Source organism: Pseudomonas sp. NGC7, assembly GCF_047159675.1.
GTDB classification, from domain to species: domain Bacteria; phylum Pseudomonadota; class Gammaproteobacteria; order Pseudomonadales; family Pseudomonadaceae; genus Aquipseudomonas; species Aquipseudomonas kermanshahensis.
In genome coordinates, this window is the sequence record NZ_BAAFZY010000001.1 from 137,839 (window position 1) to 161,896 (window position 24,058).

At 63.2% G+C, this 24,058-nt stretch carries 24 protein-coding genes; 14 read left to right on the top strand and 10 right to left on the bottom strand.

Annotated features, from left to right (window positions below):
• The first annotated feature begins 17 nt into the window (after window positions 1–17).
• Genes ACMCNM_RS00690 through ACMCNM_RS00710 form a run of 5 tightly spaced genes read left to right on the top strand, consistent with a single transcriptional unit; the run spans window position 18 to window position 3,901 of the window.
• Window positions 18–761: an SURF1 family protein gene (locus ACMCNM_RS00690; RefSeq protein WP_412765893.1), complete on the top strand. Its 744-nt coding sequence runs from the start codon at window positions 18–20 to the stop codon at window positions 759–761.
• Window positions 727–1,311 (top strand): hypothetical protein, encoded by a 585-nt coding sequence (locus tag ACMCNM_RS00695; RefSeq protein WP_238209815.1) that lies wholly within the window; start codon window positions 727–729, stop codon window positions 1,309–1,311. Before ACMCNM_RS00690 ends, ACMCNM_RS00695 begins: the two co-directional genes overlap by 35 nt.
• A gap of 9 nt (window positions 1,312–1,320) precedes the next feature.
• Window positions 1,321–2,394 carry a COX15/CtaA family protein gene (locus tag ACMCNM_RS00700; protein ID WP_027591989.1) on the top strand — a complete coding sequence of 358 codons (1,074 nt, stop codon included), beginning with the start codon at window positions 1,321–1,323 and terminating at the stop codon, window positions 2,392–2,394.
• Window positions 2,379–3,272: a heme o synthase gene (gene cyoE, locus ACMCNM_RS00705; RefSeq protein WP_027591988.1), complete on the top strand. Its 894-nt coding sequence runs from the start codon at window positions 2,379–2,381 to the stop codon at window positions 3,270–3,272. The genes ACMCNM_RS00700 and cyoE overlap by 16 nt, the downstream gene beginning before the upstream one ends.
• Window positions 3,269–3,901, top strand: a complete 633-nt coding sequence (locus ACMCNM_RS00710) for an SCO family protein (protein ID WP_027591987.1) — start codon at window positions 3,269–3,271, stop codon at window positions 3,899–3,901. Before cyoE ends, ACMCNM_RS00710 begins: the two co-directional genes overlap by 4 nt.
• 121 nt (window positions 3,902–4,022) lie before the next feature.
• Here the strand turns inward: ACMCNM_RS00710 and ACMCNM_RS00715 are convergent, their stop codons facing one another.
• The 3 genes from ACMCNM_RS00715 to ACMCNM_RS00725 form a co-directional block, all read right to left on the bottom strand.
• Window positions 4,023–4,793, bottom strand: a complete 771-nt coding sequence (locus ACMCNM_RS00715; protein ID WP_027591986.1) for a MetQ/NlpA family ABC transporter substrate-binding protein — start codon at window positions 4,791–4,793, stop codon at window positions 4,023–4,025.
• Window positions 4,794–4,857: 64 nt separating this feature from the next.
• Window positions 4,858–5,529, bottom strand: a complete 672-nt coding sequence (locus tag ACMCNM_RS00720; protein WP_027591985.1) for a methionine ABC transporter permease — start codon at window positions 5,527–5,529, stop codon at window positions 4,858–4,860.
• Complete coding sequence (locus ACMCNM_RS00725) at window positions 5,529–6,536, bottom strand: methionine ABC transporter ATP-binding protein (protein WP_027591984.1); 1,008 nt, start codon at window positions 6,534–6,536, stop codon at window positions 5,529–5,531. The genes ACMCNM_RS00720 and ACMCNM_RS00725 overlap by 1 nt, the downstream gene beginning before the upstream one ends.
• 226 nt (window positions 6,537–6,762) lie before the next feature.
• Here ACMCNM_RS00725 and katE point away from each other — a divergent pair, with 226 nt between their 5' ends.
• On the top strand, window positions 6,763–8,907 hold the full coding sequence (gene katE / locus ACMCNM_RS00730) for a catalase HPII (RefSeq protein WP_412763789.1): 2,145 nt from the start codon (window positions 6,763–6,765) through the stop codon (window positions 8,905–8,907).
• Window positions 8,908–9,156: 249 nt separating this feature from the next.
• Here the strand turns inward: katE and ACMCNM_RS00735 are convergent, their stop codons facing one another.
• From ACMCNM_RS00735 to zur, 4 genes are all read right to left on the bottom strand, one after another.
• On the bottom strand, window positions 9,157–9,864 hold the full coding sequence (locus ACMCNM_RS00735; RefSeq protein ID WP_085272111.1) for a PA5502 family lipoprotein: 708 nt from the start codon (window positions 9,862–9,864) through the stop codon (window positions 9,157–9,159).
• Between the two features lie 127 nt (window positions 9,865–9,991).
• A complete protein-coding gene (znuB, locus tag ACMCNM_RS00740; protein WP_085272110.1) occupies window positions 9,992–10,774 on the bottom strand; it encodes a zinc ABC transporter permease subunit ZnuB in 783 nt (260 codons plus the stop codon).
• Window positions 10,767–11,540 (bottom strand): zinc ABC transporter ATP-binding protein ZnuC, encoded by a 774-nt coding sequence (gene znuC / locus ACMCNM_RS00745; RefSeq protein WP_027591980.1) that lies wholly within the window; start codon window positions 11,538–11,540, stop codon window positions 10,767–10,769. Before znuC ends, znuB begins: the two co-directional genes overlap by 8 nt.
• Complete coding sequence (gene zur / locus ACMCNM_RS00750; RefSeq protein ID WP_186679163.1) at window positions 11,537–12,022, bottom strand: zinc uptake transcriptional repressor Zur; 486 nt, start codon at window positions 12,020–12,022, stop codon at window positions 11,537–11,539. The genes znuC and zur overlap by 4 nt, the downstream gene beginning before the upstream one ends.
• Before the next feature lie 18 nt (window positions 12,023–12,040).
• Here zur and ACMCNM_RS00755 point away from each other — a divergent pair, with 18 nt between their 5' ends.
• Window positions 12,041–12,997, top strand: a complete 957-nt coding sequence (locus ACMCNM_RS00755) for a zinc ABC transporter substrate-binding protein (RefSeq protein WP_412763790.1) — start codon at window positions 12,041–12,043, stop codon at window positions 12,995–12,997.
• A gap of 111 nt (window positions 12,998–13,108) precedes the next feature.
• Here the strand turns inward: ACMCNM_RS00755 and ACMCNM_RS00760 are convergent, their stop codons facing one another.
• Window positions 13,109–14,059 carry a homoserine kinase gene (locus ACMCNM_RS00760; RefSeq protein ID WP_099452553.1) on the bottom strand — a complete coding sequence of 317 codons (951 nt, stop codon included), beginning with the start codon at window positions 14,057–14,059 and terminating at the stop codon, window positions 13,109–13,111.
• 68 nt (window positions 14,060–14,127) lie between these two features.
• Window positions 14,128–14,415, bottom strand: a complete 288-nt coding sequence (locus ACMCNM_RS00765; protein WP_010951520.1) for a DUF2782 domain-containing protein — start codon at window positions 14,413–14,415, stop codon at window positions 14,128–14,130.
• Between the two features lie 74 nt (window positions 14,416–14,489).
• Here ACMCNM_RS00765 and polA point away from each other — a divergent pair, with 74 nt between their 5' ends.
• The gene (polA, locus tag ACMCNM_RS00770; protein WP_412763791.1) at window positions 14,490–17,243 is read left to right on the top strand and encodes a DNA polymerase I; all 2,754 of its coding nucleotides are present in this window, start codon (window positions 14,490–14,492) and stop codon (window positions 17,241–17,243) included.
• Window positions 17,244–17,681: 438 nt separating this feature from the next.
• Here polA and yihA read toward each other — a convergent pair whose 3' ends face one another.
• Complete coding sequence (yihA, locus tag ACMCNM_RS00775) at window positions 17,682–18,314, bottom strand: ribosome biogenesis GTP-binding protein YihA/YsxC (protein WP_099428013.1); 633 nt, start codon at window positions 18,312–18,314, stop codon at window positions 17,682–17,684.
• Window positions 18,315–18,515: 201 nt separating this feature from the next.
• Between yihA and ACMCNM_RS00780 the strand changes: the two genes are divergently transcribed.
• The 6 genes from ACMCNM_RS00780 (at window position 18,516) to ACMCNM_RS00805 (ending at window position 24,007) form a co-directional block, all read left to right on the top strand.
• Window positions 18,516–18,818 carry a c-type cytochrome gene (locus ACMCNM_RS00780; protein ID WP_186655332.1) on the top strand — a complete coding sequence of 101 codons (303 nt, stop codon included), beginning with the start codon at window positions 18,516–18,518 and terminating at the stop codon, window positions 18,816–18,818.
• A 31-nt stretch (window positions 18,819–18,849) separates the two neighbouring features.
• Window positions 18,850–19,467, top strand: coding sequence for a c-type cytochrome (locus tag ACMCNM_RS00785; RefSeq protein ID WP_099452557.1), 618 nt, complete (start codon window positions 18,850–18,852; stop codon window positions 19,465–19,467).
• Between the two features lie 203 nt (window positions 19,468–19,670).
• Window positions 19,671–20,303: a thiol:disulfide interchange protein DsbA gene (dsbA, locus tag ACMCNM_RS00790; protein WP_085272105.1), complete on the top strand. Its 633-nt coding sequence runs from the start codon at window positions 19,671–19,673 to the stop codon at window positions 20,301–20,303.
• Between the two features lie 11 nt (window positions 20,304–20,314).
• Window positions 20,315–21,169 (top strand): endonuclease/exonuclease/phosphatase family protein, encoded by an 855-nt coding sequence (locus tag ACMCNM_RS00795; RefSeq protein ID WP_027591971.1) that lies wholly within the window; start codon window positions 20,315–20,317, stop codon window positions 21,167–21,169.
• A gap of 27 nt (window positions 21,170–21,196) precedes the next feature.
• Window positions 21,197–23,140 carry a diguanylate cyclase gene (locus tag ACMCNM_RS00800; protein ID WP_412763792.1) on the top strand — a complete coding sequence of 648 codons (1,944 nt, stop codon included), beginning with the start codon at window positions 21,197–21,199 and terminating at the stop codon, window positions 23,138–23,140.
• A gap of 78 nt (window positions 23,141–23,218) precedes the next feature.
• Entirely contained in the window at window positions 23,219–24,007 is a 789-nt protein-coding gene (locus ACMCNM_RS00805) for an N-acetylmuramoyl-L-alanine amidase (protein ID WP_027591969.1), read from the top strand.
• Window positions 24,008–24,058 lie beyond the last annotated feature (51 nt).

The window sequence follows — 24,058 nt, forward strand, 5'->3', positions numbered from 1 at the left end:
AGTATAGCGAGGCGCCTGTGAGGCCGTTTCGCCCAGGTTGGGTCCCGACCCTGGTGGTGCTTGCGCTGCTACCGGGGTTGATCGCGCTTGGCTGCTGGCAATTGGGCCGCGCCGACGAAAAGCGCGCGCTGCTGGCGACCTATGCCGAGCGCAGCCTCGACACGCCGCTCTCCACTGCCCAGTTGCAGCAACGCGACGATGCCGCCTACCGCCGTGTGCACCTGTACGGCCGTTTCGATGGTGAACACAGCCTGCTGCTGGATAACCGAATGCGCGACGGCGAGGCCGGCGTCGAGCTGTTGCAGCCCTTCCATGACCAGGCCAGTGGGCTGTGGTTGCTGGTCAACCGCGGCTGGTTGCCGTGGCCGGACCGCCGCGTGCCGGTGCACTTCGCCACCCCGGCGCAGCCGCTGGCGCTGGACGCGTCGGTGTATGTAGCGCCTGGCAGCACCTTCCAGCTGCACCCGGACCCCGCCGGCGGCCAATGGCCGCACCTGTTGACGGCCATCGATGCCGCCCAGCTGTGGCAGCAATTGGGCCGTGAAGGCTATGCCCACGAGCTGCGCCTGGAGCCCGGGCCGGCCAGCTATCGGCTGGGTTGGCCGGTCGTCGCACTGGGGCCGGAAAAGCACCTGGGCTATGCGGTGCAGTGGTTTGCCCTGGCCACCGCGCTGGTGCTGCTTTACCTCTACTTTGGCTGGCACAACAACAAAAAGGAGAACAACCATGGCCGCCGCCACCCGTCCACTGGACGTGCCTGAACGCAGCAAGCCCAGAACCCGCGGGCGTTTGCAGCTGATTCTGATTCTGCTGGTAGTGCTCGGCCCGATGATCCTGGCCACCAGCATGTACAAGCTCAAGTTCTGGGTGCCCGAAGGCCGCAGCTACCACGGCGCGATGATCGGCAACGGCGAGAGCCGCAGCGATATCGGCATCGATGGCCAGGACGCGCGCTGGCAAGTGTTGGTCAGCACGCCCGAGGCCTGCGCCGAAGATTGCCAGCGCCTGGTGTACCTGGCCCGGCAGATACAAGTTGGCCTGGGCCGTGATGCCGGCCGTGCCAGCCATGCGCTGGCTGCCGCGCAGCCGTTGAGCGCTGACTACCAGGCGCTGCTTGGCCGTGAGTACCCGCAGTTGCAACGCTACCCGCTGGATGCCCAGCGCTACCTGAACAAGGTCGGTGAGCTTGGCCCGCAACTGTGGATCGTCGACCCGCACGGCAACCTGGTGTTGCGTTACGACGCCAAGGTCAATGGCAAGCACGTGCTGGACGACCTGCGTCACCTGCTCAAGTTGTCCAACATCGGCTAGGAGCCTGTCATGGCCAGACCCGGATTCCGCCTTGCTGTGTTCGCCACCCTGCTGGCACTGCTGGTCGTGCTGCTGGGCGCCTATACCCGCCTGACCCATGCAGGCCTGGGCTGCCCCGATTGGCCCGGCTGCTATGGCTTTATCAGTGTGCCGAAGACCGACGCCCAGCTGGCCCATGCCGAAATGCACTTCCCCGAACACCCGGTGGAAGCCGCCAAGGGCTGGGCCGAGATGGTCCATCGCTACTTCGCCGGCACCCTGGCGCTGGTGATTGCCTGGCTGGCGTTGCAGGCCGTGCGCCGGCATGCACGTGATGGCCAGCCCTACCGCTTGCCGGTGCTGTTGCTGGGGGTGGTGTTGGCCCAGGCGGCGTTTGGCATGTGGACAGTAACCCTCAAGCTGTGGCCGCAAGTGGTCACCGCGCACCTGCTGGGTGGGTTCACCACCTTGAGCCTGCTGTTTCTGCTGTCTCTGCGTCTATCCCGGGCCTTTGCGCCATTGCCAAAACTACCGTTGAGCCTGCGCCGGATCGCGGCGCTGGCGCTGTTGGTGGTGATCGGCCAGATCGCCCTGGGGGGCTGGGTCAGCGCCAACTATGCGGCGGTCGCCTGTATCGACTTGCCGACCTGCCACGGCCAATGGTGGCCGGCAGCGGACTTCAGCAACGGCTTTCACCTGACCCAGCACGTCGGCCCCAACTACCTGGGCGGGCAACTGGACAGCGATGCGCGCACGGCCATCCACATCAGCCACCGGCTGGGTGCCTTGCTGGTCAGTGCCGTGCTGCTGATGCTGAGCTTCAAGCTTTACCGCTGCGGCCTTTCTGGCCTGGCCCGGCTGGTGTTGCTGGCCTTGGCCGTGCAGGTCGGCCTGGGCATCAGCAACGTGCTGTTCCACCTGCCGCTTGGCGTGGCAGTGGCCCATAACGCAGGCGGGGCCATGCTGCTGATGAGCATGGTGCTGGTCAATTACCGCATCCGCGTGGTCGACAAAGTGCGCGTCGGCCATGGCTGGCGCCTGACGCCGGTGGTGGGCGTGGATATCTCCCACCCTATGAGGAACGATTCGTGGCGACGCTTCTAAGCGTACGACGGGCAGGTTGGCGCGATTATCTGGAGCTGACCAAGCCCAAGGTGGTGGTGCTGATGTTGATCACCTCCCTGGCAGGCATGTTCCTCGCCAGCCGCGCAGGTGTTGCCTGGAGCGTGCTGCTGTTTGGCAACCTGGGCATTGGCCTGTGTGCGGGCGCCGCGGCGGTGGTCAACCACGTGGTAGACCGGCGCATCGACGCCTTGATGGCGCGTACCCACAAACGGCCGTTGGCCACAGGCCGGGTCGCGCCGCTACCGGCGCTGGCCTTTGCGTTGGCACTGGCGGTGCTGGGCATGGCGCTGTTGCTGGTGTTCACCAACAGCCTGACCGCCTGGCTGACCCTGGCGTCGTTGCTGGGCTATGCGGTGCTCTACACCGGCTTCTTGAAGCGTGCCACGCCGCAGAACATCGTGATTGGTGGCCTGGCCGGCGCGGCGCCGCCACTGCTTGGCTGGGTGGCGGTCAGCGGCCATGTCAGTGCCGAGCCGCTGTTGCTGGTGCTGATCATCTTCGCCTGGACCCCACCGCACTTCTGGGCCTTGGCCATCCACCGCAAGGCGGAGTACGCCAAGGCCGATATCCCGATGCTGCCGGTGACCCATGGCGAGCGCTACACCACGCTGCATATCCTGCTCTACACCCTGATTCTGCTGGCGGTGAGCTTGCTGCCCTATGCCATCCACATGAGCGGCCCGTTGTACCTCGCTTGTGCCCTCGCCTTGGGCCTGCGCTTCCTGCAGTGGGCCTGGGTGTTGTACCGTGGCAGCCGGCCGCACGCGGCGATTGGCACCTTCAAGTACTCTATCGGCTACTTGTTCGCGCTGTTCATCGCGTTGCTCATTGACCACTACCTGTTGTTGAACCTATGACCCGAACCCAGAAAACCGTCTTCATCCTCGTCGCCCTGGTCGCGTTGATCCTGGGCCTGACCGTCAACAAGGTGCTCAATGGCCGCGATCAGCCGAACCCCACCGAGCTGATCGACGCCGGCATCATCCTCTTGCCGCAGAGCCGTACGGTGGCGGACGTGACCATGACCAACCAGGATGGCCAGCCCGTGCAACTGGATGACCTCAAGGGGAAATGGTCGCTGCTGTTCTTCGGCTACACCTATTGCCCAGACATCTGCCCCACCACCCTGGCCCAGTTACGCCAGGTGAAGAGCGAATTGCCCAAGGAAGCCGTGGACCGGTTGCAGGTGGTGCTGGTGAGCGTGGACCCGAACCGCGACACGCCGAACCAGCTCAAGCAGTACCTGGGCTACTTCGACAAAGATTTTGTCGGGGTGGCGGGGTCGATCGAAGACACCCAGAAGCTGGCGAATGCCTTGAGCATTCCGTTCATTCCGGCCGATACCAGTAAGCCTGGGTATACCGTGGATCACAGCGGCAACCTGGCGATCGTTGGGCCGGATGGGCGTCAGCGCGGGTTCATTCGTGCGCCGTTCAACAACCAGAAGCTGGTGGCGCAGTTGCCGGGGCTGGTCAAGCGGGACTAAACAGGCTTTAAAAGCTTCGCGGGGCAAGTCCGCTCCCACAGCATCATCCCAAAGCCTGAGGCTAGCGATGTACCTGTGGGAGCGGGCTTGCCCCGCGAAGAATCCAGCGTGATCTAGAAGCTTAGAACGCCGGTACGACAGCGCCCTTGTACTTCTCGTTGATGAACTGCTTCACCTCTGGCGAGTGCAGCGCGGCCGCCAGTTTCTTCATGTCTTCGGAGTCTTTGTTGTCCGGGCGGGCAACCAGGATGTTCACGTATGGCGAGTCGCTGCCTTCGATGGCCAGCGCGTCTTTCTCTGGGTTCAGCTTGGCTTCCAGCGCATAGTTGGTGTTGATCAGGGCCGCATCGACCTGGGTCAGCACGCGCGGGATGGTGGCCGCTTCCAGCTCACGGAACTTCACGTTTTTCGGGTTTTGTGCAACATCCTTAACGGTCGACAGGATGTTCTTGTTGTCCTTGAGCTTGATCACGCCGGCCTTGTCCAGCAGCAGCAGCGCGCGGCCGCCGTTGGTGGCGTCATTGGGGATGACCACGGTAGCGCCGGAGGGCAGCTCGTCGAGCTTCTTGACCTTGGTCGAGTAAACGCCCAGCGGCTCGATGTGCACGCCGGTCACGCTGACCAGGTCGGTGCCCTTGGCCTTGTTGAACTCATCCAGGTACGGCTGGTGCTGGAAGAAGTTGGCGTCCAGGCGCTTTTCGGCCACCTGCACGTTTGGCTGGATGTAGTCGGTGAACTCCTTGACCTTCAGCTCCACGCCTTCTTTCGCCAGCTGCGGTTTGACGAAGTTGAGGATCTCGGCGTGCGGCACCGGGGTGGCGGCGACGGTCAGGGTATCGGCGTGGGCCGAGAAGGCCGCGACAGCGGCAGCAACAGCAAGCAGCTTCTTCATTGATCACTCCTTGTGAGGGCCGCGACGGCCCCCGAACGGGTCGGCCAGGCCGACCCCATTGGGGTTACTTACGGGAAAAATGCACGACCAGTTTGTCGCCCACGCTCTGCAGGACTTGAACCAGTACCAGCAACAGCACCACGGTCACGACCATGACATCGGTCTGGAAGCGCTGGTAGCCAAAGCGGATGGCCAGGTCGCCCAGGCCGCCCGCGCCGACCACACCGGCCATGGCGGTGTACGACACCAGGGTAATGGCGGTCACGGTGATGGCCGCGAAGATGCCGGGACGGGCTTCGGGCAGCAGCGCGCTGGTGATGATCTGGCGCGTTGTGGCGCCCATCGACTGGGTGGCTTCGATGATGCCGCGGTCCACTTCACGCAGGGCGGTTTCGACCAGGCGTGCGAAGAACGGCGTGGCCCCGACCACCAGTGGCGGAATGGCGCCGGCGACGCCCAGCGAGGTGCCGGTGATCAGCACGGTGATCGGGATCATCACGATCAGCAAAATGATGAACGGCAGCGAACGCAGGATGTTGACGACCAGCGACAGCAGCGCGTACACACCTTTTTGCTCGAACATCTGGCGCGGCCCGCAAAGGAACAGCAGCACGCCCAACGGCAGGCCCAGCAGCACGGTGAAGAACAGCGAGCCGAACAGCATGATCATGGTGTCGATGGTGGCCAGCCAGATTTCGGCCCAGTCGACGTTGGCAAAGAAATTCAGGGCGTCCATCAACGCAGTACCTCCATATGTACGTCAGCTGCCTTGAAGCGGTCGAACGCCGCTTCCATGTCGCCGCCGGTGACGGCCAGGGTCAGCTGCCCATAGGGGACATCCTTGATGCGGTCGATACGCCCGGCCAGGATGCTGTAGTCAACGCCCGTCTCGCGGGCGACGGTGCCCAGCAGCGGTGCGTAGGTGGCCTCGCCCTGGAAGGTCAGGCGCACGATGCGGCCGGGTACGTGGGCGAAGTCATCACGCTGCTCGCCTTCATCGACCTGCTCGTCCTCCTGGACGAAACGCTTGGTAGTCGCGTGCTGCGGGTGCAAGAACACATCGGCCACCGGCCCTTGTTCGACGATCTGCCCGGCGTCCATCACGGCCACGCGGTCGCAGACACGGCGGATCACGTCCATTTCGTGGGTGATCAGGACGATGGTCAGCTTCAGCTCACGGTTGATCTCGGCCAGCAGTTGCAGCACCGATGCAGTGGTCTGCGGGTCAAGCGCGCTGGTGGCTTCGTCGCACAGCAGGATCTTCGGGTTGGTAGACAAGGCGCGGGCGATGCCGACGCGCTGCTTCTGGCCGCCCGACAACTGCGCGGGGTACTTCTTGGCGTGGTCTTGCAAGCCGACGCGGGCCAGCAGCTCGGTGACGCGCTTGTCGATGTCGCTGCGCGACAGCTCGCCGGCCAGGGTCAATGGCAGGGCCACGTTGTCGGCCACGGTCTTGGAGGCCAGCAGGTTGAAGTGTTGGAAAATCATCCCGACCTGCTGCCGGAAGCCGCGCAGCTGGTTGGCGTTGAACGCGGTGACGTCCTCGCCATCGACAATGATCTTGCCGCCCGAAGGCTCTTCGAGGCGGTTGATCAGGCGCAGCAGGGTGCTTTTGCCAGCGCCGGAGTGGCCGATCAGGCCGAACACCTGGCCATCTTCGATGGTCAGGCTGGTCGGGTTGAGGGCGGGGATTTCCCTACCGGCGACGCGGTAGGTCTTGTGCACATGTTGGAACTCGATCACGTAGCGAACCTTGTGGGGCGCATGGAATTTGGGGCAGCGGTTAGCTGGGGTGGCGCATTTTAGCCTTTTCCCATAGCTGTTCTTAGCATTTATTTCGTAATGCACCAACCCGGCGGGCATAACGCGACAACCGGTAAAGCTTATTGAACGTAGCCAATCGCGCTCCAGTCACTAATAGAACAAGCCCTCACGGGCAATGCCTGATGACTGATGAGGAAAGCCGACCATGCCCAGCAAGAAAGTTGATGCACCCAAAGAAAGCCAGGCCGCCGGGGTCAACAGCCCTGATCATGCCAATACCAATACCAAGCTGCAGAGCCTTGAAGGCGTGCGCAGCGATGCCACAGGCCAGGCCCTGCGCACCAATCAGGGCGTGAAGATCGCCGACAACCAGAACACCCTAAAGGCCGGGCCACGTGGGCCTTCGCTGCTCGAAGACTTCATCATGCGCGAGAAGATCACCCACTTCGATCATGAGCGCATCCCTGAACGCATCGTCCATGCCCGAGGCACCGGCGCCCATGGTTACTTCCAGAGCTACGGCAACCACGCCGAGCTGACCAAGGCCGGTTTCCTGCAGGACCCCGAGAAGATCACCCCGGTTTTCGTGCGCTTTTCCACCGTGCAGGGCCCGCGTGGGTCGGGTGACACGGTGCGCGATGTGCGTGGTTTTGCCGTCAAGTTCTATACCGATGAAGGCAATTTCGACCTGGTTGGCAACAACATGCCGGTGTTCTTCATCCAGGATGCGATCAAGTTCCCCGACTTCGTGCACGCGGTCAAACCCGAACCGCACAATGAAATCCCTACAGGTGGCTCGGCCCACGACACATTCTGGGACTTCGTTTCACTGGTGCCCGAGTCGGCGCACATGGTCATGTGGGCCATGTCTGACCGCGCCATTCCGCGCAGCCTGCGGATGATGGAGGGCTTTGGCATCCACACCTTCCGCCTGATCAATGCCGAAGGCGTGGCCAGCTTCGTCAAGTTCCACTGGAAGCCGCGCCAAGGCGTGCACTCCGTGCTGTGGGACGAAGCGCAAAAGCTTGCGGGCAAGGACACCGACTTCCACCGCCGCGACCTGAGTGAGGCCATCGAGACCGGCGACTACCCTGAGTGGGAGCTGGGCGTACAGATCGTGCCGGAAGCCGATGAGCACAAATTCGAGTTCGACCTGCTCGACCCCACCAAGATCATCCCCGAAGAACTGGTGCCGGTTACACCGTTGGGCAAGATGGTGCTCAACCGTAACCCCGACAATTTCTTCGCCGAAGTGGAGCAGGTCGCGTTCTGCCCGGGGCATATCGTGCCGGGCATCGACTTTTCCAATGACCCCCTGCTGCAAGGCCGGTTGTTCTCCTATACCGACACGCAACTGAGCCGGCTGGGTGGGCCGAACTTCCATGAGATTCCGATCAACCGTCCGGTCGCGCCGAACCATAACAACCAGCGTGACGCGCTGCACCGGCAGACTATCCACAAGGGCCGCGCGTCCTACGAACCCAACTCGATTGACGGCGGCTGGCCGAAAGAAACCCCTGCCGCGGCCCAGGATGGCGGCTTTGAGAGCTATCAGGAACGCATCGACGCGGTGAAGATTCGCCAGCGCAGCGAGTCGTTTGGCGATCACTTCTCGCAGGCGCGTCTGTTCTTCCACAGCATGAGCCCCAATGAGCAGCAGCACATCATCAAGGCCTACAGCTTCGAGCTGGGCAAGGTGGAGCGCGAGCATATCCGCGTGCGTGAGGTGAACGAGATTCTGGCCAACATCGACCTGAAGCTGGCAGCAGCGGTGGCAGCCAACCTCGGCTTGCCTGCGCCCAAGGCTGGCACGGTGCAAGTCAAAGGCAGCAAGTTGGCGCAATCACCGGCCTTGAGCCAGATGAATCACCCGGGCAGTGTCGGTATCAAAGGCCGCAAGATTGCCGTGCTGGTGGCCGATGGGGTGGATGGGGCGAGTGTCGATCAGTTGGTCAAGGCGCTGGAGGCGCACAGTGCGCGCATTCTGGTGCTGGGGCCAAGTTCGGCGCCGGTTAAAACCGCCCAAGGCAAGCCACTGCCAGTGGATGCGTCGATGGAGGGCATGCCTTCGATCATGTTCGACGGCATTCTGGTGCCGGCTGGCAAGGCGTCGCTGGAGGCGTTGGGCGCCAGTGGGCTGGCCAAGCACTTCTTGCTGGAAGGCTACAAGCACCTGAAGGCGATCGCGTTGGCCAAGGAAGGCAAGGCATTGCTGGGCAGCTTGGGGCTCAAGGAGGACAAGGGCTTGCTGCTGGGGGATGACCAGAAAACCGTGGATGCCTTTGTGAAAGCGGTAGAGGGGCATCGGGTTTGGGAGCGGGAGGCGGCTGCTGAGGCGGTGCCGGCCTAAGGGGGGCTGCTTTGCAGCCCATCGCCGGCAAGCCAGCTCCTACAAGTGCACCACAGTTCCTGAGGGCAGTGGTGGCATTTGTGGGAGCGGGCTTGCCCCGCGAAGCTGTCCAGCGCTGATGCGGGACCAGTACTGGCCTACGGGGGGCTGCTTTGCAGCCCATCGCCGGCAAGCCAGCTCCTACAAGTGCACCACAGTTCCCGAGGGCAGTGGTGGCATTGTGGGAGCGGGCTTGCCCCGCGAAGCTGTTCAGCGCTGATGCGGGACCAGTACCACCTGGGCTGGCAGCTTGCGCTGAATTTCGTGCTTTTGGTTTAGCTTGAACCCGCTGTCAATCTTGTGCACCCGCTTTTCCAGCAGCGTCTTCAACCAAGGTGCATCCTCGGTGCGCGGCACCTGGAACACCACGTCGCACTGATAACTCACCACATCGGCAGCAATCTCATCGAGCTGGCGGCGCATGGCGGCAATGTCCGTGGTCTTCAGCGCAATCACGGTGCTCGGTGCAGTCGGGTCGATCACTCGCGCCTGCGGCTTGGCCTCGGCCGCCTTCAGCGCAGCCTCGGCCTTTTCCAGCTCGGCCTTGCGGGCCTGGCTGACGGCATCGCCACCGGTGACCGCCGGGGCCTGGGGCATCAGCGCGCGGGCACGTGCCAAGGCGGTGGCTGCAGCGTTGACGTCGCCCTTCTGCAGGACAATTTGGCTACGCTGCAGATACGCTTCGGCCAGCTGCCGCTGGTACTGCTCCAGGCGCGGGTCAACGGGTGACTGGGCCTGCAAGGCAGCCAACTGGTCTTCGGCGGTAGCCAGCTCATTGCTGGCGATGTTCTGTTGCAACTGCTGCCAGGCATCGGCTTGGGCAGGTGCATCGGCCTGTTCGACCGGGGCACTGGAACAGGCAGCCAGGAACAGGGAAAACGCGGCAACAAGCAGATAACGGGAGGCGAACGGCTTCATTCCTGCGACTCTCTATTTGCGCAAAAAACGAGCAAGTCTACACCCAGGTGCGCACGCTCGAAAACAAGTCTTACAGACCTTTTACCCGCGAAAAGGTTGCAGGGTGCGCTGTTGCGCACCCCGGTTTTCAGCGTTTTGGCAGGGCCAGGCTCAGCAAGAATAGCACTGCCGCGCAGACCACGATGGAGGGGCCGGCCGGTGTGTCCTTGAACCAGGACATGGCCAGGCCGCCACACACCGCCGTCACCCCCAGCAGGCTGGCGCCCAAGGCCATCTGCTCGGGCGAGCGGGCGTGGCGTTGCGCGGCGGCGGCAGGGATGATCAGCAGCGAGGTAATCAACAGCACGCCGACGATCTTCATCGCCACGGCGATCACCACGGCAATCAACAGCATCAAGGCCAGGCGCAGGCCCGCCACTGGCAGGCCCTCGACCATGGCCAATTCTTCATGCACGGTCACGGCCAGCAACGGCCGCCACAGCGCGGCGAGCAGCAGCAATACCAGCACGCTGCCGCCGAGGATCCAGGCAAGGTCGGTGGTGCTGATGGCCAGCAGGTCACCGAACAGGTAGGCCATCAGGTCGATGCGCACATCGTGCATGAAGCTCAGGACCACCAGCCCCAGGGAAAGCGTGCTGGGGGCGAGGATGCCAAGCAGGGTGTCGGAGGCCAGCGGTTGGCGTTGCTGCAAGGTCACCAGCAAGATCGCCAGCAGCAGGCAGCCCACGGTTACCGCCAGTGCTGGGCTGACGTCCAGGGCAAAACCCAGGGCTACCCCGAGCAGCGCGGCGTGGGACAGGGTATCGCCGAAATAGGCCATGCGCCGCCACACCACAAAAGACCCCAGAGGGCCGGCCACCAACGCCAGGGACAGACCGGCAAGCAGGGCATAAAGAAGAAAATCAGCCATGCTTGCAGTGCTCTCCGTGAACATGGGTGCCAGGGGCGACCACCGAGCCGTGCAGGTCGTGGCTGTGGTCGTGATGGTGGTGATAGATCGCCAGGCTTGGCGCGTTCTGGCCGAACAGCTCGACGAAGGCCGGGTCGTTGCTGACCTGCTCGGGGTGGCCAGAGCAGCACACATGCCGGTTGAGGCAGACCACCTGGTCGGTGGCGCTCATCACCAGGTGCAGGTCGTGCGAAACCATCAGCACGCCGCAACCGTGGCGGTCGCGCAGGCGGGTGATGAGGTTGTACAGCTCGGTCTGGCCGACCACGTCGACCCCTTGCACCGGCTCATCGAGCACCAGCAGTTGTGGCTCGCGCAGCAGCGCCCGGGCCAGCAGCACGCGCTGCATCTCGCCGCCGGAAATGGTCTGGATCGGGTTGTCGATGACCTGCTCGGCCCCCACTTCCTGCAGCGCCGACAAGGCAGCTGCGCGGTCTACGCCGGGTACCAGGCGCAAAAAGCGCAGCACCGACAGCGGCAGCGTGGCATCCACCTGGATTTTTTGCGGCATGTAGCCAATGCGCAGCTTCGGCTTGCGCCAGACTTTGCCCCGGTGTGGCTTGAGCAGCCCCAGCACGGCGCGAACCAAGGTGGTCTTGCCTGCCCCGTTGGGGCCGATCAGGGTCACGATCTGGCCCGGTGCCACTGACAGGTCGATGCTGTCGAGCACCGCCTCGCCGGCGAAGGTCACACCGACCTGCTCCAGGCGGATCAGTGCGTCGCTCATGCCGCGCTCCGGCAGTTGCTGCACAGGCCGACCACTTCCACGGTCTGGGTTTCGACGCTGAAGCCGACGCCCTTGGCGCTGCTGATGATGGCGTCGCTGATGCTGTCCTGCTCCAGCTCGATGGCCACATGGCAGGTGCGGCAGATCAGGAACTGGCCCTGGTGCACATGCTCTGGGTGGCTGCAGCCGATGAAGGCGTTGAGCGAGGCGATGCGGTGCACCAGGCCGTTGTCGAGGAGAAAATCCAAGGCGCGGTACACGGTAGGCGGTGCGGCGCGGCGGCCGTCCTGCTCGCTGAGCACGGCGAGAATGTCGTAGGCCCCCAGCGGCTTGTGGCTTTGCCAGACCAGCTCCAGCACACGGCGGCGCAGTGCGGTCAGGCGCAACCCCTGGCGGGTGCACAAGGCATCGGCTTCGGCCAGTGCGCTGTGTACGCAATGGGAGTGATCGTGGGGGCGGTTGGCCAGCGGCGTGATGGACATGGGCAGCGACGGTTCTGGATGGAGACGTTATTATGTTACCTGTTTCTGTCGAGCCGAGTATTCACCGTGTCCCGATTCCTAGCCCTTTTTGTCGCTTTCATCGCATTTTCAGCCCAGGCCGACGTGCGTGTGCTGACCAGTATCAAACCGCTGCAGCAGATTGCCGCCGCCGTTCAGGACGGGGTAGGCAGCCCGGATGTGCTGTTGCCGCCTGGCGCTTCGCCGCACCATTACGCCCTGCGCCCCTCCGACGTACGGCGCGTCGCGGATGCCGACCTGCTGTACTGGATCGGGCCGGACATGGAGAACTTTCTGCCGCGCGTGCTGAAAGGGCGGGACAAGGCCACCGTTGCGGTCCAGTCGCTGACTGGCATGCAGTTGCGCCATTTTGGTGAAGACAGCCACTCGCATGATGAAGACGACCACGACGACCATGACCACGATCACCGCCCAGGCAGCCTTGACGCGCACCTGTGGCTGTCGTCGGTCAATGCCCGGGTGATCGCGGCTAAGATGGCGGCGGACCTGGCTGAGGTCGACCCGGCCAATGCCCCGCGTTACCAGGCCAACCTGAAGGCCTTTGGCGAGCGTCTGGATGCCCTGGATGGGCGTATCAAGGCGCGGCTGGCGGGTATCGCCGACAAGCCGTACTTCGTGTTCCACGAGGCGTTCGATTACTTCGAGGCCAATTATGGTCTGAAGCACACCGGGGTATTCAGTGTGGCTTCCGAGGTGCAGCCGGGCGCGCAGCATGTGGCCGCCATGCGCAAGCGCCTGCAGGAAGTGGGCAAGACCTGTGTGTTCAGCGAGCCGCCGCTGCGGCCGCGGTTGGCGCAGACGCTGACGGCGGGGTTGCCGGTGCGGTTGGCCGAGCTGGATGCCTTGGGTGGCACGGACCCGGTGGATGCCAAGGGCTATGAGCGCCTGCTGGAGAAGCTGGGTAGCGACCTGGCGGGGTGCCTGGAGCAGCTCTAGGGTCTGCACTGGCCTCTTCGCGGGCAAGCCCGCTCCCACCGGTGTTCCACCGTTCTCACGAGCGGTGGTGTACCTGTGGGAGCGGGCTTGCCCGCGAAGAGGCCGCCTCGGTTACAAGGCGAACGGCAGGTGTAATGCCACCTGCTGGCGCTGCGCCAGGCGCACCTCGAACTCGCTCGGGTCATGGATCATCACATCCATCCCGGCAAACGACTCCGCCGCAATCAGGCGCGACAGCCAGAAACGCACACACCCGACCCGCAACATCTCGGGCCACAGCTCGGCCTCGGCGGCGGTGAACGGGCGCAGCGCCGCATAGGCCGCCAGCAGCGCCTGGGCGCGTGGCACATCGAGGGCCCCGTGCTCATCGATACACCAGTCGTTCACGGTGATGGCGATGTCATACAGCATCGGCCCCGAGCAGGCGTTGTAGAAGTCGATCACACCGGTCAGGTGGGTGCCTTCGAACATCACGTTGTCGCGGAACAGGTCGGCGTGCAAGTTGGCCCGTGGCAAGGCCAGGATCTGCGCCTTGTGTGCATTGATTTCGTCCAGCGCCGGCTGCAACAGCGCAACCTGTTCGGCACTCAGGCGCGGCATCAGCTCGGCGCCAGACGCCAGCATCCAGTCCAGGCCGCGGTCGGTCTTGCGCTCGATGACGTGGTTGCGGGTGGCCAGGTGGATGTGCGCGAGCAACTCGCCAACCTGGGCGCAGTGCTGGTTGTTGGGTACCTTGATGTGCTTGCCCGACAGCCGCGGCTGCAGCAACGCAGGCTTGCCGCACAGTTCGCGCAGGCCATTGCCATCGCGGTCACGCAGGGCGTACGGCACGGGCATGTCGGCGTCATGCAGCACGTCGAGCAGCTCGATGAAGAACGGCATGTCTTCGCTCGGGCCGCGCTCGATCAGCGTCAGGACGAACTCACCCTGTTCCAGGCTGACGAAGAAGTTGCTGTTTTCGGTACCGGCGGCGATGCCCTGGAAGTCGAGCAGACGGCCCAGCTGGTACGGCGCCAGAAAGGTTTCCAGCTCAGGCCGGGTCACGGGGGTGAAAACTGACATGATGAAAAATGCCCATACGGGCACTTCCGCCGGGAAGTGCCAGGTTAATGTGAACGATACGCGTCAGCTTACCACTCGAAGATCTTCCAGGACGGAATCAGCATGTCCGGCTGGTCGGAACGAATGAAATTGGCATCAGTGCCGTCGGCGCGTACCAGGAAATAAGGCTTGCCGTTTTTTGGCGTGATCTTGATCGCATACAGGAAGCCGTTCTGACGGTATTCCTGGATGGTTTTATCGCCTTCCGTGCGAATGGTCACCTCGGGATCGGCCGAGGGGGCGTCGTCCGCCGCCAGGGTGACGACTGGCATGGTTGCCAACAGACCGAGCAGTAACAGGCGATTGAGTGTACGCATGATAACCTTGTCCCTTTGTCGTCATTGATCCGGCTATTCTAGCTCCGGACCCGCCGAAAAGGTTGATTCTGCTCATGAGCCAAGCGCCCCTCGTCCTGGTGGACGGTTCCTCCTACCTCTACCGCGCTTTCCACGCATTGCCGCCGCTGACCACCTCCAAAGGCATGCCTACCGGCGCGGTCAAGGGTGTGCTGAACATGCTCAAGAGCCTGCGCAAGCAATACCCTGACAGCCTGTTTGCAGTGGTGTTCGACGCCAAGGGCGGTACCTTCCGCGATGCCATGTTCGCCGAGTACAAGGCCAACCGCCCGAGCATGCCCGATGACCTGCGGGTGCAGATCGAACCCCTGCATGCCAGCGTCAAGGCCTTGGGCTACCCCTTGTTGTGCGTTGAAGGCGTGGAGGCCGACGATGTGATCGGCACCCTGGCGCGCAGCAGCGCGGCGCAAGGCCGGCCGGTGATCATTTCGACGGGTGACAAGGACATGGCGCAGTTGGTGGACGGTCACGTCACCTTGGTCAACACCATGACCGGCAGCGTGATGGATGTTGCCGGCGTGCACGAAAAATTCGGAGTCGGCCCCGAGCACATCATCGATTTCCTGGCCCTGATGGGCGACAAGGTCGACAACATCCCGGGCGTGCCGGGTGTGGGCGAGAAGACCGCTGCCGGCCTGCTGACCGGTATCGGTGGCGGCCTGCGTGATGTCTACGACAACCTCGACAAGGTCCCGGGCCTGAGTATCCGCGGCGCCAAGACCTTGCCGGCCAAGCTTGAGGAACACCGTGAGGCGGCGTTCCTGTCCTATGAGCTGGCCACCATCAAGATCGATGTGCCGCTGGATATCGAAGTCGAGGCGCTGGTTTGCGGCGAGCCAGACCGCGATGCGCTGCTGGCGTTGTACACCGAGATGGAGTTCAAGAGCTGGGTCGCCGACGTTCAGCGTGAAGCTGCCAGGGCCGGGGCAACCGTGGCCGTGCCTGAAGAAGCGGCGCCGGCGGCCAAGGCCGAACCGAAGTACGAGACGGTTCTCGACCAGGCCCGTTTCGACGCCTGGCTGGACAAACTGCGCCAGGCCCCGCTGTTTGCGTTCGACACCGAAACCACCGGCCTGGACGCGCAGCAGGCGCAACTGGTCGGCCTGTCGTTCGCGGTCGAGCCGTTCGAAGCCGCCTATGTGCCGCTGACCCATGACTACGAAGGCGCGCCGGTTCAGCTGGACCGCGAGGCTGTGCTGCTGGCGCTCAAACCCCTGCTCGAAGACGCAGCCAAAGCCAAGGTCGGGCAAAACGCCAAGTACGATATCAACATCCTGGCCAATGGCGCCCCGGCTATCCACATGCGCGGCGTGGCCTACGACACCATGCTCGAGTCCTATGTGCTGGACTCCACGGCCACCCGCCACGACATGGACAGCCTGGCGCAGAAGTACCTCGCCCACACCACCATCACCTTCGAGCAGATTGCCGGCAAGGGCGCGAAACAGCTGACCTTCAACCAGATCCCGTTGGACAAGGCCGGCCCGTACGCCGCCGAGGACGCCGACATCACCCTGCGCCTGCACCAGGCGCTGCAGGCGCGCCTGGCCAAAACCCCAAGCGTGCAGCCGGTGTTGATGGACATCGAGATGCCGCTGGTGCCGGTGCTGGCCAAGATCGAGCGCCAGGGTGCGCTGGTGGATGCCGAGCTGCTGCACGTGCAGAGCGGCGAACTGGGCGTGAAGATGGCCGAACTGGAGCGCCGCGCCTACGAACTGGCTGGCGAGACATTCAACCTGGGCTCGCCCAAGCAGTTGGGTGCGATCCTCTACGACAAACTGGGCATGCCGGTGCTGAGCAAGACCGCCAAGGGCCAGCCGTCTACCGCCGAGGCGGTACTCGACGAACTGGCCGAGCAAGGCTACCCGCTGCCTGAGGTACTGATGCAGTACCGCAGCCTGAGCAAGCTCAAGAGCACCTACACCGACAAACTGCCAGGGCAGATCAACCCACGCACCGGGCGCATTCACACCTCTTACCAACAGGCGGTGGCGGCCACCGGGCGCCTGTCGTCGAGCGACCCGAACCTGCAGAACATCCCGATCCGCACCGCCGAAGGGCGGCGTATCCGCCAGGCCTTCGTGGCCAGCCCTGGCTACAAGCTGCTGGCGGCGGACTATTCGCAGATCGAGCTGCGCATCATGGCTCACCTGGCCAAGGACGAAGGTTTGCTGCATGCCTTCCGCAACAACCTCGACGTGCACCGCGCCACTGCAGCTGAAGTGTTCGGCGTGCCGCTTGAGGCGGTAACCACCGACCAGCGCCGCAGCGCCAAGGCCATCAACTTCGGCCTGATCTACGGCATGAGCGCCTTTGGCCTGGCCAAGCAGATTGGCGTCGACCGCAAGCAGTCCCAGGACTACATCGACCGCTACTTCGCCCGCTACCCGGGCGTGCTGGCCTACATGGAGCGCACCCGCGCCCAGGCCGCCGAGCAAGGCTTCGTCGAAACGCTCTTCGGCCGTCGCCTGTACCTGCCAGACATCAACGCCAAGAACCCGGCCCTGCGTAAAGGCGCTGAGCGGACGGCGATCAACGCACCGATGCAGGGTACGGCTGCCGATATCATCAAGCGGGCGATGGTCAATGTGGACAACTGGCTGACCGAGAGCGGCCTGGATGCCCGCGTGATCCTCCAGGTGCACGATGAATTGGTGTTGGAGGTGCGTGAGGAGCTGGTCGAGCAGGTAAAAGATGAAATTCGCCTGCACATGAGCCGTGCCGCGCAACTGGATGTACCGCTGCTGGTGGAGGCAGGCATTGGCGCGAATTGGGACGAAGCTCACTGATTGAGCTGGCAAAGCTGTGTAGGATCTGCGACGTGGTGACGCGGATCCTGGCATGGCTAGATGCCATTAGTGCTGGAGTTTCATGAAACTATCGCAAATAGTTTTCAGGGCTTCGGAACTAAACCGGTGAAGCGGAACTCAAAGTAACTGAATGGCTGGTGAAGCCCTTCGATGCTCCTATGTTGTGTTAAGTGTTGGCAGATATCTGGACCCCGCCCTAGCGGTCCGGACTTGGACCCCGAACTTCCCCCTCCCCATACGAAGTCCGGGGTTTTTTTTGCCCGGAATTTGACCTCAAGCACTGCCCACCCCCTGTAGGAGCGGCCTTGTGTCGCGATAGGGCCGCGCAGCGGCCCCAGGATTCCAGCTTCTTAGCAAATATTGCCGGGGCTGCTGCGCACCCCATCGCGACACAAGGCCGCTCCTACAAGCGCTTCTTCAGGCCACGGGCTTGTCTTCCAGCTCCATCCAGTCCGCCAGCACGCGGTAGGCTTCGTCCAGCCCCAGGCGCTTCGGTGCCGAGAACAGCTGGATGGTCACTGCGTCGCCCCAGCCCTTGCGGATCTCCGACTGCACCTTGAGCAAGGTGTTCTTGCCGGCGCCGTGGGTGAGTTTGTCGGCCTTGGTCAGCAGGATGTGCATCGGCATGCCGCTGGCCTTGGCCCAGTCGAGCATCATCTTGTCGAAGTCGGTCATCGGATGGCGCACGTCCATCATCAAGATCACACCGCGCAGGCACTCACGGCTGCCCAGGTAGGCTTCCAGGTGGCGCTGCCAGTGCTGCTTGAGTGGAATCGGTACTTTTGCATAACCGTAGCCCGGCAGGTCGACCAAACGCCGTTCATCGTCCAGACTGAAGAAATTCAACAGCTGGGTGCGCCCCGGGGTTTTCGAGGTACGCGCCAGGCTGGCATGAGTCAGGGTATTGAGGGCGCTGGATTTGCCGGCGTTGGAACGGCCGGCGAAAGCCACCTCGTAACCCTGGTCGTCCGGGCATTGTTCGACCTTGGCTGCGCTGAGGGCGAATGTGGCTTTCTGGCAGAGGCCGAGGATGGGGTTCTTGACTTGCATGGGATATCCGATGTGGGTGTTGCCTGACTCTGAAGGCTCGAGCCTGGCAAGCGGTGTCGTTTCCGTTTGGATGGCGGAAGTATATAATGCCCCAGTTTTTGTGTGCTCATTCTCCCAGCGAAGGAGAGCGAGCATGGGGTGTCGAACAATAGCTCGCGCATCAGAACGCAGCGCGGCCCCCAACCCTGAAGGTCGTTCCGCATGGCGAAATGGCTGCTTGCTGTCGGTATGTTCCTGCCGTTTTTCAGCGCACAGGCTACACAGGATCCCGAGGTGTTGTACAACCGCACGTGTGCGGCCTGTCACGCCGGTCAGTTGCCACAGGCCCCCCAGCGGGGTGACCGGGCAGCATGGGAGCCAAGGCTGGCGCAAGGTGTGGATGTACTCGTGAGGCATGTGACCCAGGGTTTCAAGGCTATGCCGCCGCGTGGATTGTGCATGGACTGCAGTGCCGAGGACTACCGTTTGGTCATCCTTTGGATGAGCGGCAGTCCCGATACATAACATTTCACCCTTAGCCGTGTTGGATTAGCTGATGAACAAACTAGTCGTGAGTCTGCTGTTGACCATGGGTGTCGCAGGTGCGGCCATTGCTGCGGAACCTATCAAAGGCGATGCCGCCGCCGGCCAGGCCAAGACGGCCGTCTGTGGTGCCTGCCACAACCCCGACGGCAATAGCCTGGCACCGAACTTCCCGAAACTGGCAGGCCAGGGCCAGCGTTACCTCGAAAAACAACTGCACGATATCAAGTCCGGCAAGCGCACCGTGCTGGAGATGACCGGCATGCTGGCTGCCTTCAGTGACCAGGACCTGGCCGATATCGCGGCGTACTTCGCTAGCCAAAAAGGTAGCGTCGGGGCGGCCGACCCCAAGCTCGTCGAACGCGGTCGCGCCTTGTTCAATGGCGGCGACCTGGAAAAAGGCATGCCCGCCTGTACCGGCTGCCACTCACCGAACGGCGCAGGCATCGCCCTGGCGGGCTTCCCGCACCTGGGAGGGCAGCACTCGCAATACGTGACCAAGCAACTGACCGAGTTCCGTGAAGGCGTGCGTACCAACGATGGCGATGCCATGACCATGCGTACCATCGCGGGCAAGCTGAGCAACCACGATATCGAAGCGTTGGCCAGCTACATCCAGGGCCTGCACTGAGGTAAATGGCGAGTGCTTCGCGGGCAAACCCGCGAAGAAGCTGGCGTATTAACATTCGGTTAATGTTGTAAGCCAAAGATGAAAGGGCGGCCGGACCGCCCTTTTTTACGTCCGCAGCCGTTACACTACAGAACTCGGGCCTGGCCCGGCCTGTCTCAACACAGGTCGCGTCGAGGCGACCCATGAATGCTCAGGAGTAAAGCATGCGTAAACTGATTCTCAGCGCTGCGCTGGTCGCCGCCAGCGTATTCGGTATGACCGCCGTACAGGCCGCCGAGCCTGTTGCCGGCAAGGAATATCTCGAGCTGAGCAACCCTGTTCCAGTTTCCGTGCCTGGCAAGATCGAAGTGGTCGAGCTGTTCTGGTACGGCTGTCCTCACTGCTACCACTTCGAGCCGGTAATCAACCCGTGGGCTGAAAAACTGCCGAAAGACGTCAACTTCAAGCGCGTACCGGCCATGTTCGGTGGCCCGTGGGACGCTCACGGCCAGATGTTCCTGACCCTCGAAGCCATGGGCGTCGAGCACAAGGTGCATGCCGCCGTCTTCGACGCCATCCAGAACCAGAAAAAGCGCCTGACCGACCCTCAGGACATGGCCGACTTCCTCGCCACCCAAGGCGTGGACAAGGACAAATTCCTCGCCACCTTCAACTCCTTCGCCATCAAAGGCCAGGTCAACCAGGCCAAGGAACTGGCGAAGAAGTACGAAATCACCGGCGTACCGAGCATGGTCGTCAACGGCAAGTACCGCTTCGACCTGGGCACCGCAGGCGGGCCAGAGGGCGTGCTGAATGTTGCCGACCAGCTGATCGCCAAGGAGCGCGCCGCTAAGTAAGCGGCGTACCCATGCCCCGCTTCCGAAGCACGCGTGGCATTGGCCTGCACCAGCCGCAGGTCAACGAACATCACCTGCAGGCGCCTGGCCTGCCAGAGGATGGGCGCCTGCGGCTGCTCAGTTTCAATATTCAGGTTGGCATCAGCACTGAGCGTTACCGGCATTACCTGACCCGCAGCTGGCAGCACCTGCTGCCGCACACCGGGCGTGCCAGCAACCTGCAAAAAATCGGCAAGCTGCTCAGTGACTTCGACTTGGTGGCCTTGCAGGAAGCCGATGGCGGCAGCCTGCGTTCAGGCTACATCAACCAGGTCGAACACCTGGCCCAACTGGGCGCCTTCCCTTACTGGTACCAGCAGCTCAACCGTAACCTCGGGCGCTTCGCCCAGCACAGCAACGGCGTGCTCAGCCGCCTCAAGCCGCAACACCTCGAAGACCACCCCCTGCCCGGCCCGGCCGGTCGCGGTGCCATTCTGGTGCGTTTCGGCGAGGGTGAAGATGCGCTGATCGTGGTGATGATGCACCTGGCGCTCGGCGCCAAAACCCGCGCCCTGCAGCTTGGCTACATTCGCGAGCTGATTGGCGGCTACCGCCATCAGGTGTTGATGGGTGACATGAACACCCATGCCACCGACCTGCTGGAGCACTCCCCCCTGCGCGACCTGGGCCTGGTTGCCCCGCAAGTCGAGGCCACCTTCCCCAGTTGGCGACCGCAGCGTTGCCTGGACCATATCCTGCTCAGCCCAAGCCTCACCCTTGAGCGCGTGGAGGTGTTGGCGCAGCCAATTTCCGATCACCTTCCCGTTGCCGTCGAGATTCGATTGCCTGATGCATTGACTGTGGATACGCTGCCGGTTTTGAGCTAATTGCCATCACCGTTTGCGGGCCCGGGCATGACTGACGACGCTGAGCGCTGGAAAGAGAAATACCTTAAGAGCATCGAGCAGCAAGAGAAGCTTGAACGCCGTTGGGACGCACGTCTCGACCTGTTGCGTCGTGGGCTGGTGCGCAGCACCCTGGCTGCCGAAGGCAGTGACAAGGTGGTGGACCAGTGCATGAAGGAAATGCGCGAGGTCATCCGCAGCGACAACATGGACGCTGGCCTTGCCGGGCTGATTCCGCGCCTGGAAAAAGCCGTGCTGGATTCCGAGCAACGCCGGGAAACCCGCATGAACCAGGTCAGCGATGCGCTGACGGCGCTGGTCACCCAGCTGCAAGGCTTGCCGCTGCCAAGCGACATTTCGCGGCCGCTGAAAAAACTGGCGAAAAAACTCGACGGCGGGGTTGCCCAGTCGCGTGAGCTGCCCCCGTTGCTGGGGGAGCTGAGCGGCCTGCAAGGTCGCGCGCTGGATGCGTTGGGCAAGCCTGAAGAAGAGCGGCCAGGCTTTTTGCAGCGCTTGTTTGGTGGTCGTGACAGCGAGCAGCCCGACGAAGCAGAGGTTGCACTGGCGGCGGCGCCTGTTGTGGCAATGGCTGAGGCCGTGGCGCCGCCCGTTGCCGCCCCCGTTCAGCACGTTGCCGAAGACCCGCAGCCCGAGGATGTAGACGCACTGCTGCCCTTGGCACCCCCAGCACTGGCTGAGCCAGCCTTGGTAGCGGAGCTGGAAGGGCCGGCACTGATCGAAACCGCAGACGTGCCAAGCGCGCCACAAACCGAGCCTGTGCCGGATGAGGCGACAGCGCCAGAGCCAGCCCTCAGCCAACCCACGCCAGAGGCCGCACCGCCGCAAACGTTGGAAGAAACGTTCGGTGAAGATGGCCCCTATGCCCTGCCCTACGCGGTAGAGCCGCCCTACAGCCAAGTGGCCGCCCATATCGAGCAGACGCTGATCGGCTTGCTCGACGACCTCAGCCTGCCCGAGCGGCACAAGGCCCAGGCCCTGGAAATGCGCGAGCGGGTGGCGCGGGGGCTGAACTGGTACGAACTGATCCCGGTGCTCGACGACTTGGCGGTGCTGATGTTGGCGATCACCGACAGCGGCCAGCACGAATTCGAGACCTACCTGCAACAGCTCAACGAGCGCCTGGAAGGTTTCCAGAGCCACCTGCACGAAGCCAGTGCCGGGCATGCCGACAACAGCACCGCCGCCGAGGCGCTGGACACCCAGCTCCGCCAGCAGGTTGATGGGCTGCAGAGCAGTGTGAAGGGCGCCGCCGACGTGGACAGCCTCAAGCACATCCTGGAAAACCGGCTCGAGGGCTTGCTGGTGACCATGGACGAGCACAAACACGAGCGTGATCGCCGCGAGCAGGAACTTGCCGGTCGCCTGCAGGGCCTGTCCGAGCGTGTGGCGAACATGGAGCACGAGGCGCTTGGCTATCGCGAGCACCTTGAAGAGCAGCGGCAAAAGGCCTTGCTCGACCCGCTGACCGGCCTGCCCAATCGTGCGGCCTGGAGCGAGCACCTGGAACGTGAGATGCTCGACTGGCAGGAAAACGGCGGCCACTTGGCCATGGCGATTCTCGACCTGGACCACTTCAAGCGCATCAACGACAACTACGGGCACCTGGCGGGTGACAAGGTGCTGAAGATCGTCGCTGACCAGCTGCGCAAGCGCCTGCGCGGGCGCGACTTCATCGCCCGCTTTGGCGGTGAGGAGTTCGTCCTGTTGTTCCCGCAGACTTCACCGGCCGCGGCCGCACAGATGGCTGAGCTACTGCGTGCGACCATCGAAGCCTGCCCGTTCCATTTCAAAGGCGAGCGCGTGGTGATCACCGCCTCCATTGGCTTGGGTGCATTCCGCTCTGGCGAGCGCGGTGACCAGGTGCTCAAGCGCGCCGACACCGCGCTGTACCGTGCCAAGGACTTGGGGCGCAACCGAGTCGAGCAGGGGTAAGAGCGGCACTGACTCACGGCGAGCACAGGCCATTCAGAGCACGTTATACTGTAGCGCTTACACGCTGAGGCCGCCGACGTGCTTTCCACCGTTAAAAAAACACTGCTCACCTGCTTGCTGGTTGCTGTTGCAGGTTGCTCGACGGGCCTGCGCATCGACCGCAGCCACCCGTCGGCCAACCAGGACGAGCGTATCCAGTTTGTCGTCCTGCACTACACCAATGCCTCGCTCGAGCGCTCATTGGCGCTACTGACCCATGGCGAGGTCAGCAGCCACTACCTTATCGGCGATGGCCCGGCCACGGTCTATCAGCTGGTGGATGAAAGCCGCCGCGCCTGGCACGCCGGTGACAGCCAATGGCAAGGGCGCACCTGGTTGAATTCGACCTCGATCGGTATCGAAATCGTCAACCCAGGGTTCACCGATACGCCGAATGGCCGAGTCTGGCACCCCTACAGCGAAGCCCAGGTTCAGGCCTTGATCGCGCTGCTCAAAGACATCGTCAAACGCAACAACATCGACCCCCGGCATATCGTTGGCCACAGCGATATCGCGCCATTGCGCAAGCTCGACCCAGGCCCGTTGTTCCCGTGGAAGCGCCTGGCCGACGCGGGTATCGGTATCTGGCCCGAGCCTAACGCAGTGGCGCGGCAACAAGCCTTCTTCAGCGTCAACCCGCCGAGCGTGAGCTGGTACCAGCAGGAGCTGGCGCGTTTCGGCTATGCCATCGCGCAAACTGGCGAGCTGGACGTTGCCACCCGGCATGTGATCGCGGCGTTCCAGATGCGCTTCCGCCCACAGCGCTTCGATGGCATGCCCGATGCTCAGACGGCCGCCATGCTGCAAGTGCTCAACCGCATGCGTTGATGCAGGGGGAATGGGCTGCGCAGCAGCCCTTGACCCGTTAATCGCCCAACG

What these genes read in the sequence shown, in the direction of transcription:
- ACMCNM_RS00695 (WP_238209815.1), top strand. Translation starts at nt 727, where the DNA reads ATGGCCGCCGCCACCCGTCCACTGGACGTGCCTGAACGCAGCAAGCCC.
- ACMCNM_RS00700 (WP_027591989.1), top strand. Translation starts at nt 1,321, where the DNA reads ATGGCCAGACCCGGATTCCGCCTTGCTGTGTTCGCCACCCTGCTGGCA.
- ACMCNM_RS00710 (WP_027591987.1), top strand. Translation starts at nt 3,269, where the DNA reads ATGACCCGAACCCAGAAAACCGTCTTCATCCTCGTCGCCCTGGTCGCG.
- ACMCNM_RS00715 (WP_027591986.1), bottom strand. Translation starts at nt 4,793, where the DNA reads ATGAAGAAGCTGCTTGCTGTTGCTGCCGCTGTCGCGGCCTTCTCGGCC.
- ACMCNM_RS00720 (WP_027591985.1), bottom strand. Translation starts at nt 5,529, where the DNA reads ATGGACGCCCTGAATTTCTTTGCCAACGTCGACTGGGCCGAAATCTGG.
- katE (WP_412763789.1), top strand. Translation starts at nt 6,763, where the DNA reads ATGCCCAGCAAGAAAGTTGATGCACCCAAAGAAAGCCAGGCCGCCGGG.
- ACMCNM_RS00735 (WP_085272111.1), bottom strand. Translation starts at nt 9,864, where the DNA reads ATGAAGCCGTTCGCCTCCCGTTATCTGCTTGTTGCCGCGTTTTCCCTG.
- znuB (WP_085272110.1), bottom strand. Translation starts at nt 10,774, where the DNA reads ATGGCTGATTTTCTTCTTTATGCCCTGCTTGCCGGTCTGTCCCTGGCG.
- znuC (WP_027591980.1), bottom strand. Translation starts at nt 11,540, where the DNA reads ATGAGCGACGCACTGATCCGCCTGGAGCAGGTCGGTGTGACCTTCGCC.
- zur (WP_186679163.1), bottom strand. Translation starts at nt 12,022, where the DNA reads ATGTCCATCACGCCGCTGGCCAACCGCCCCCACGATCACTCCCATTGC.
- ACMCNM_RS00755 (WP_412763790.1), top strand. Translation starts at nt 12,041, where the DNA reads ATGGAGACGTTATTATGTTACCTGTTTCTGTCGAGCCGAGTATTCACC.
- ACMCNM_RS00760 (WP_099452553.1), bottom strand. Translation starts at nt 14,059, where the DNA reads ATGTCAGTTTTCACCCCCGTGACCCGGCCTGAGCTGGAAACCTTTCTG.
- ACMCNM_RS00765 (WP_010951520.1), bottom strand. Translation starts at nt 14,415, where the DNA reads ATGCGTACACTCAATCGCCTGTTACTGCTCGGTCTGTTGGCAACCATG.
- polA (WP_412763791.1), top strand. Translation starts at nt 14,490, where the DNA reads ATGAGCCAAGCGCCCCTCGTCCTGGTGGACGGTTCCTCCTACCTCTAC.
- yihA (WP_099428013.1), bottom strand. Translation starts at nt 18,314, where the DNA reads ATGCAAGTCAAGAACCCCATCCTCGGCCTCTGCCAGAAAGCCACATTC.
- ACMCNM_RS00780 (WP_186655332.1), top strand. Translation starts at nt 18,516, where the DNA reads ATGGCGAAATGGCTGCTTGCTGTCGGTATGTTCCTGCCGTTTTTCAGC.
- ACMCNM_RS00785 (WP_099452557.1), top strand. Translation starts at nt 18,850, where the DNA reads ATGAACAAACTAGTCGTGAGTCTGCTGTTGACCATGGGTGTCGCAGGT.
- dsbA (WP_085272105.1), top strand. Translation starts at nt 19,671, where the DNA reads ATGCGTAAACTGATTCTCAGCGCTGCGCTGGTCGCCGCCAGCGTATTC.
- ACMCNM_RS00795 (WP_027591971.1), top strand. Translation starts at nt 20,315, where the DNA reads ATGCCCCGCTTCCGAAGCACGCGTGGCATTGGCCTGCACCAGCCGCAG.
- ACMCNM_RS00800 (WP_412763792.1), top strand. Translation starts at nt 21,197, where the DNA reads ATGACTGACGACGCTGAGCGCTGGAAAGAGAAATACCTTAAGAGCATC.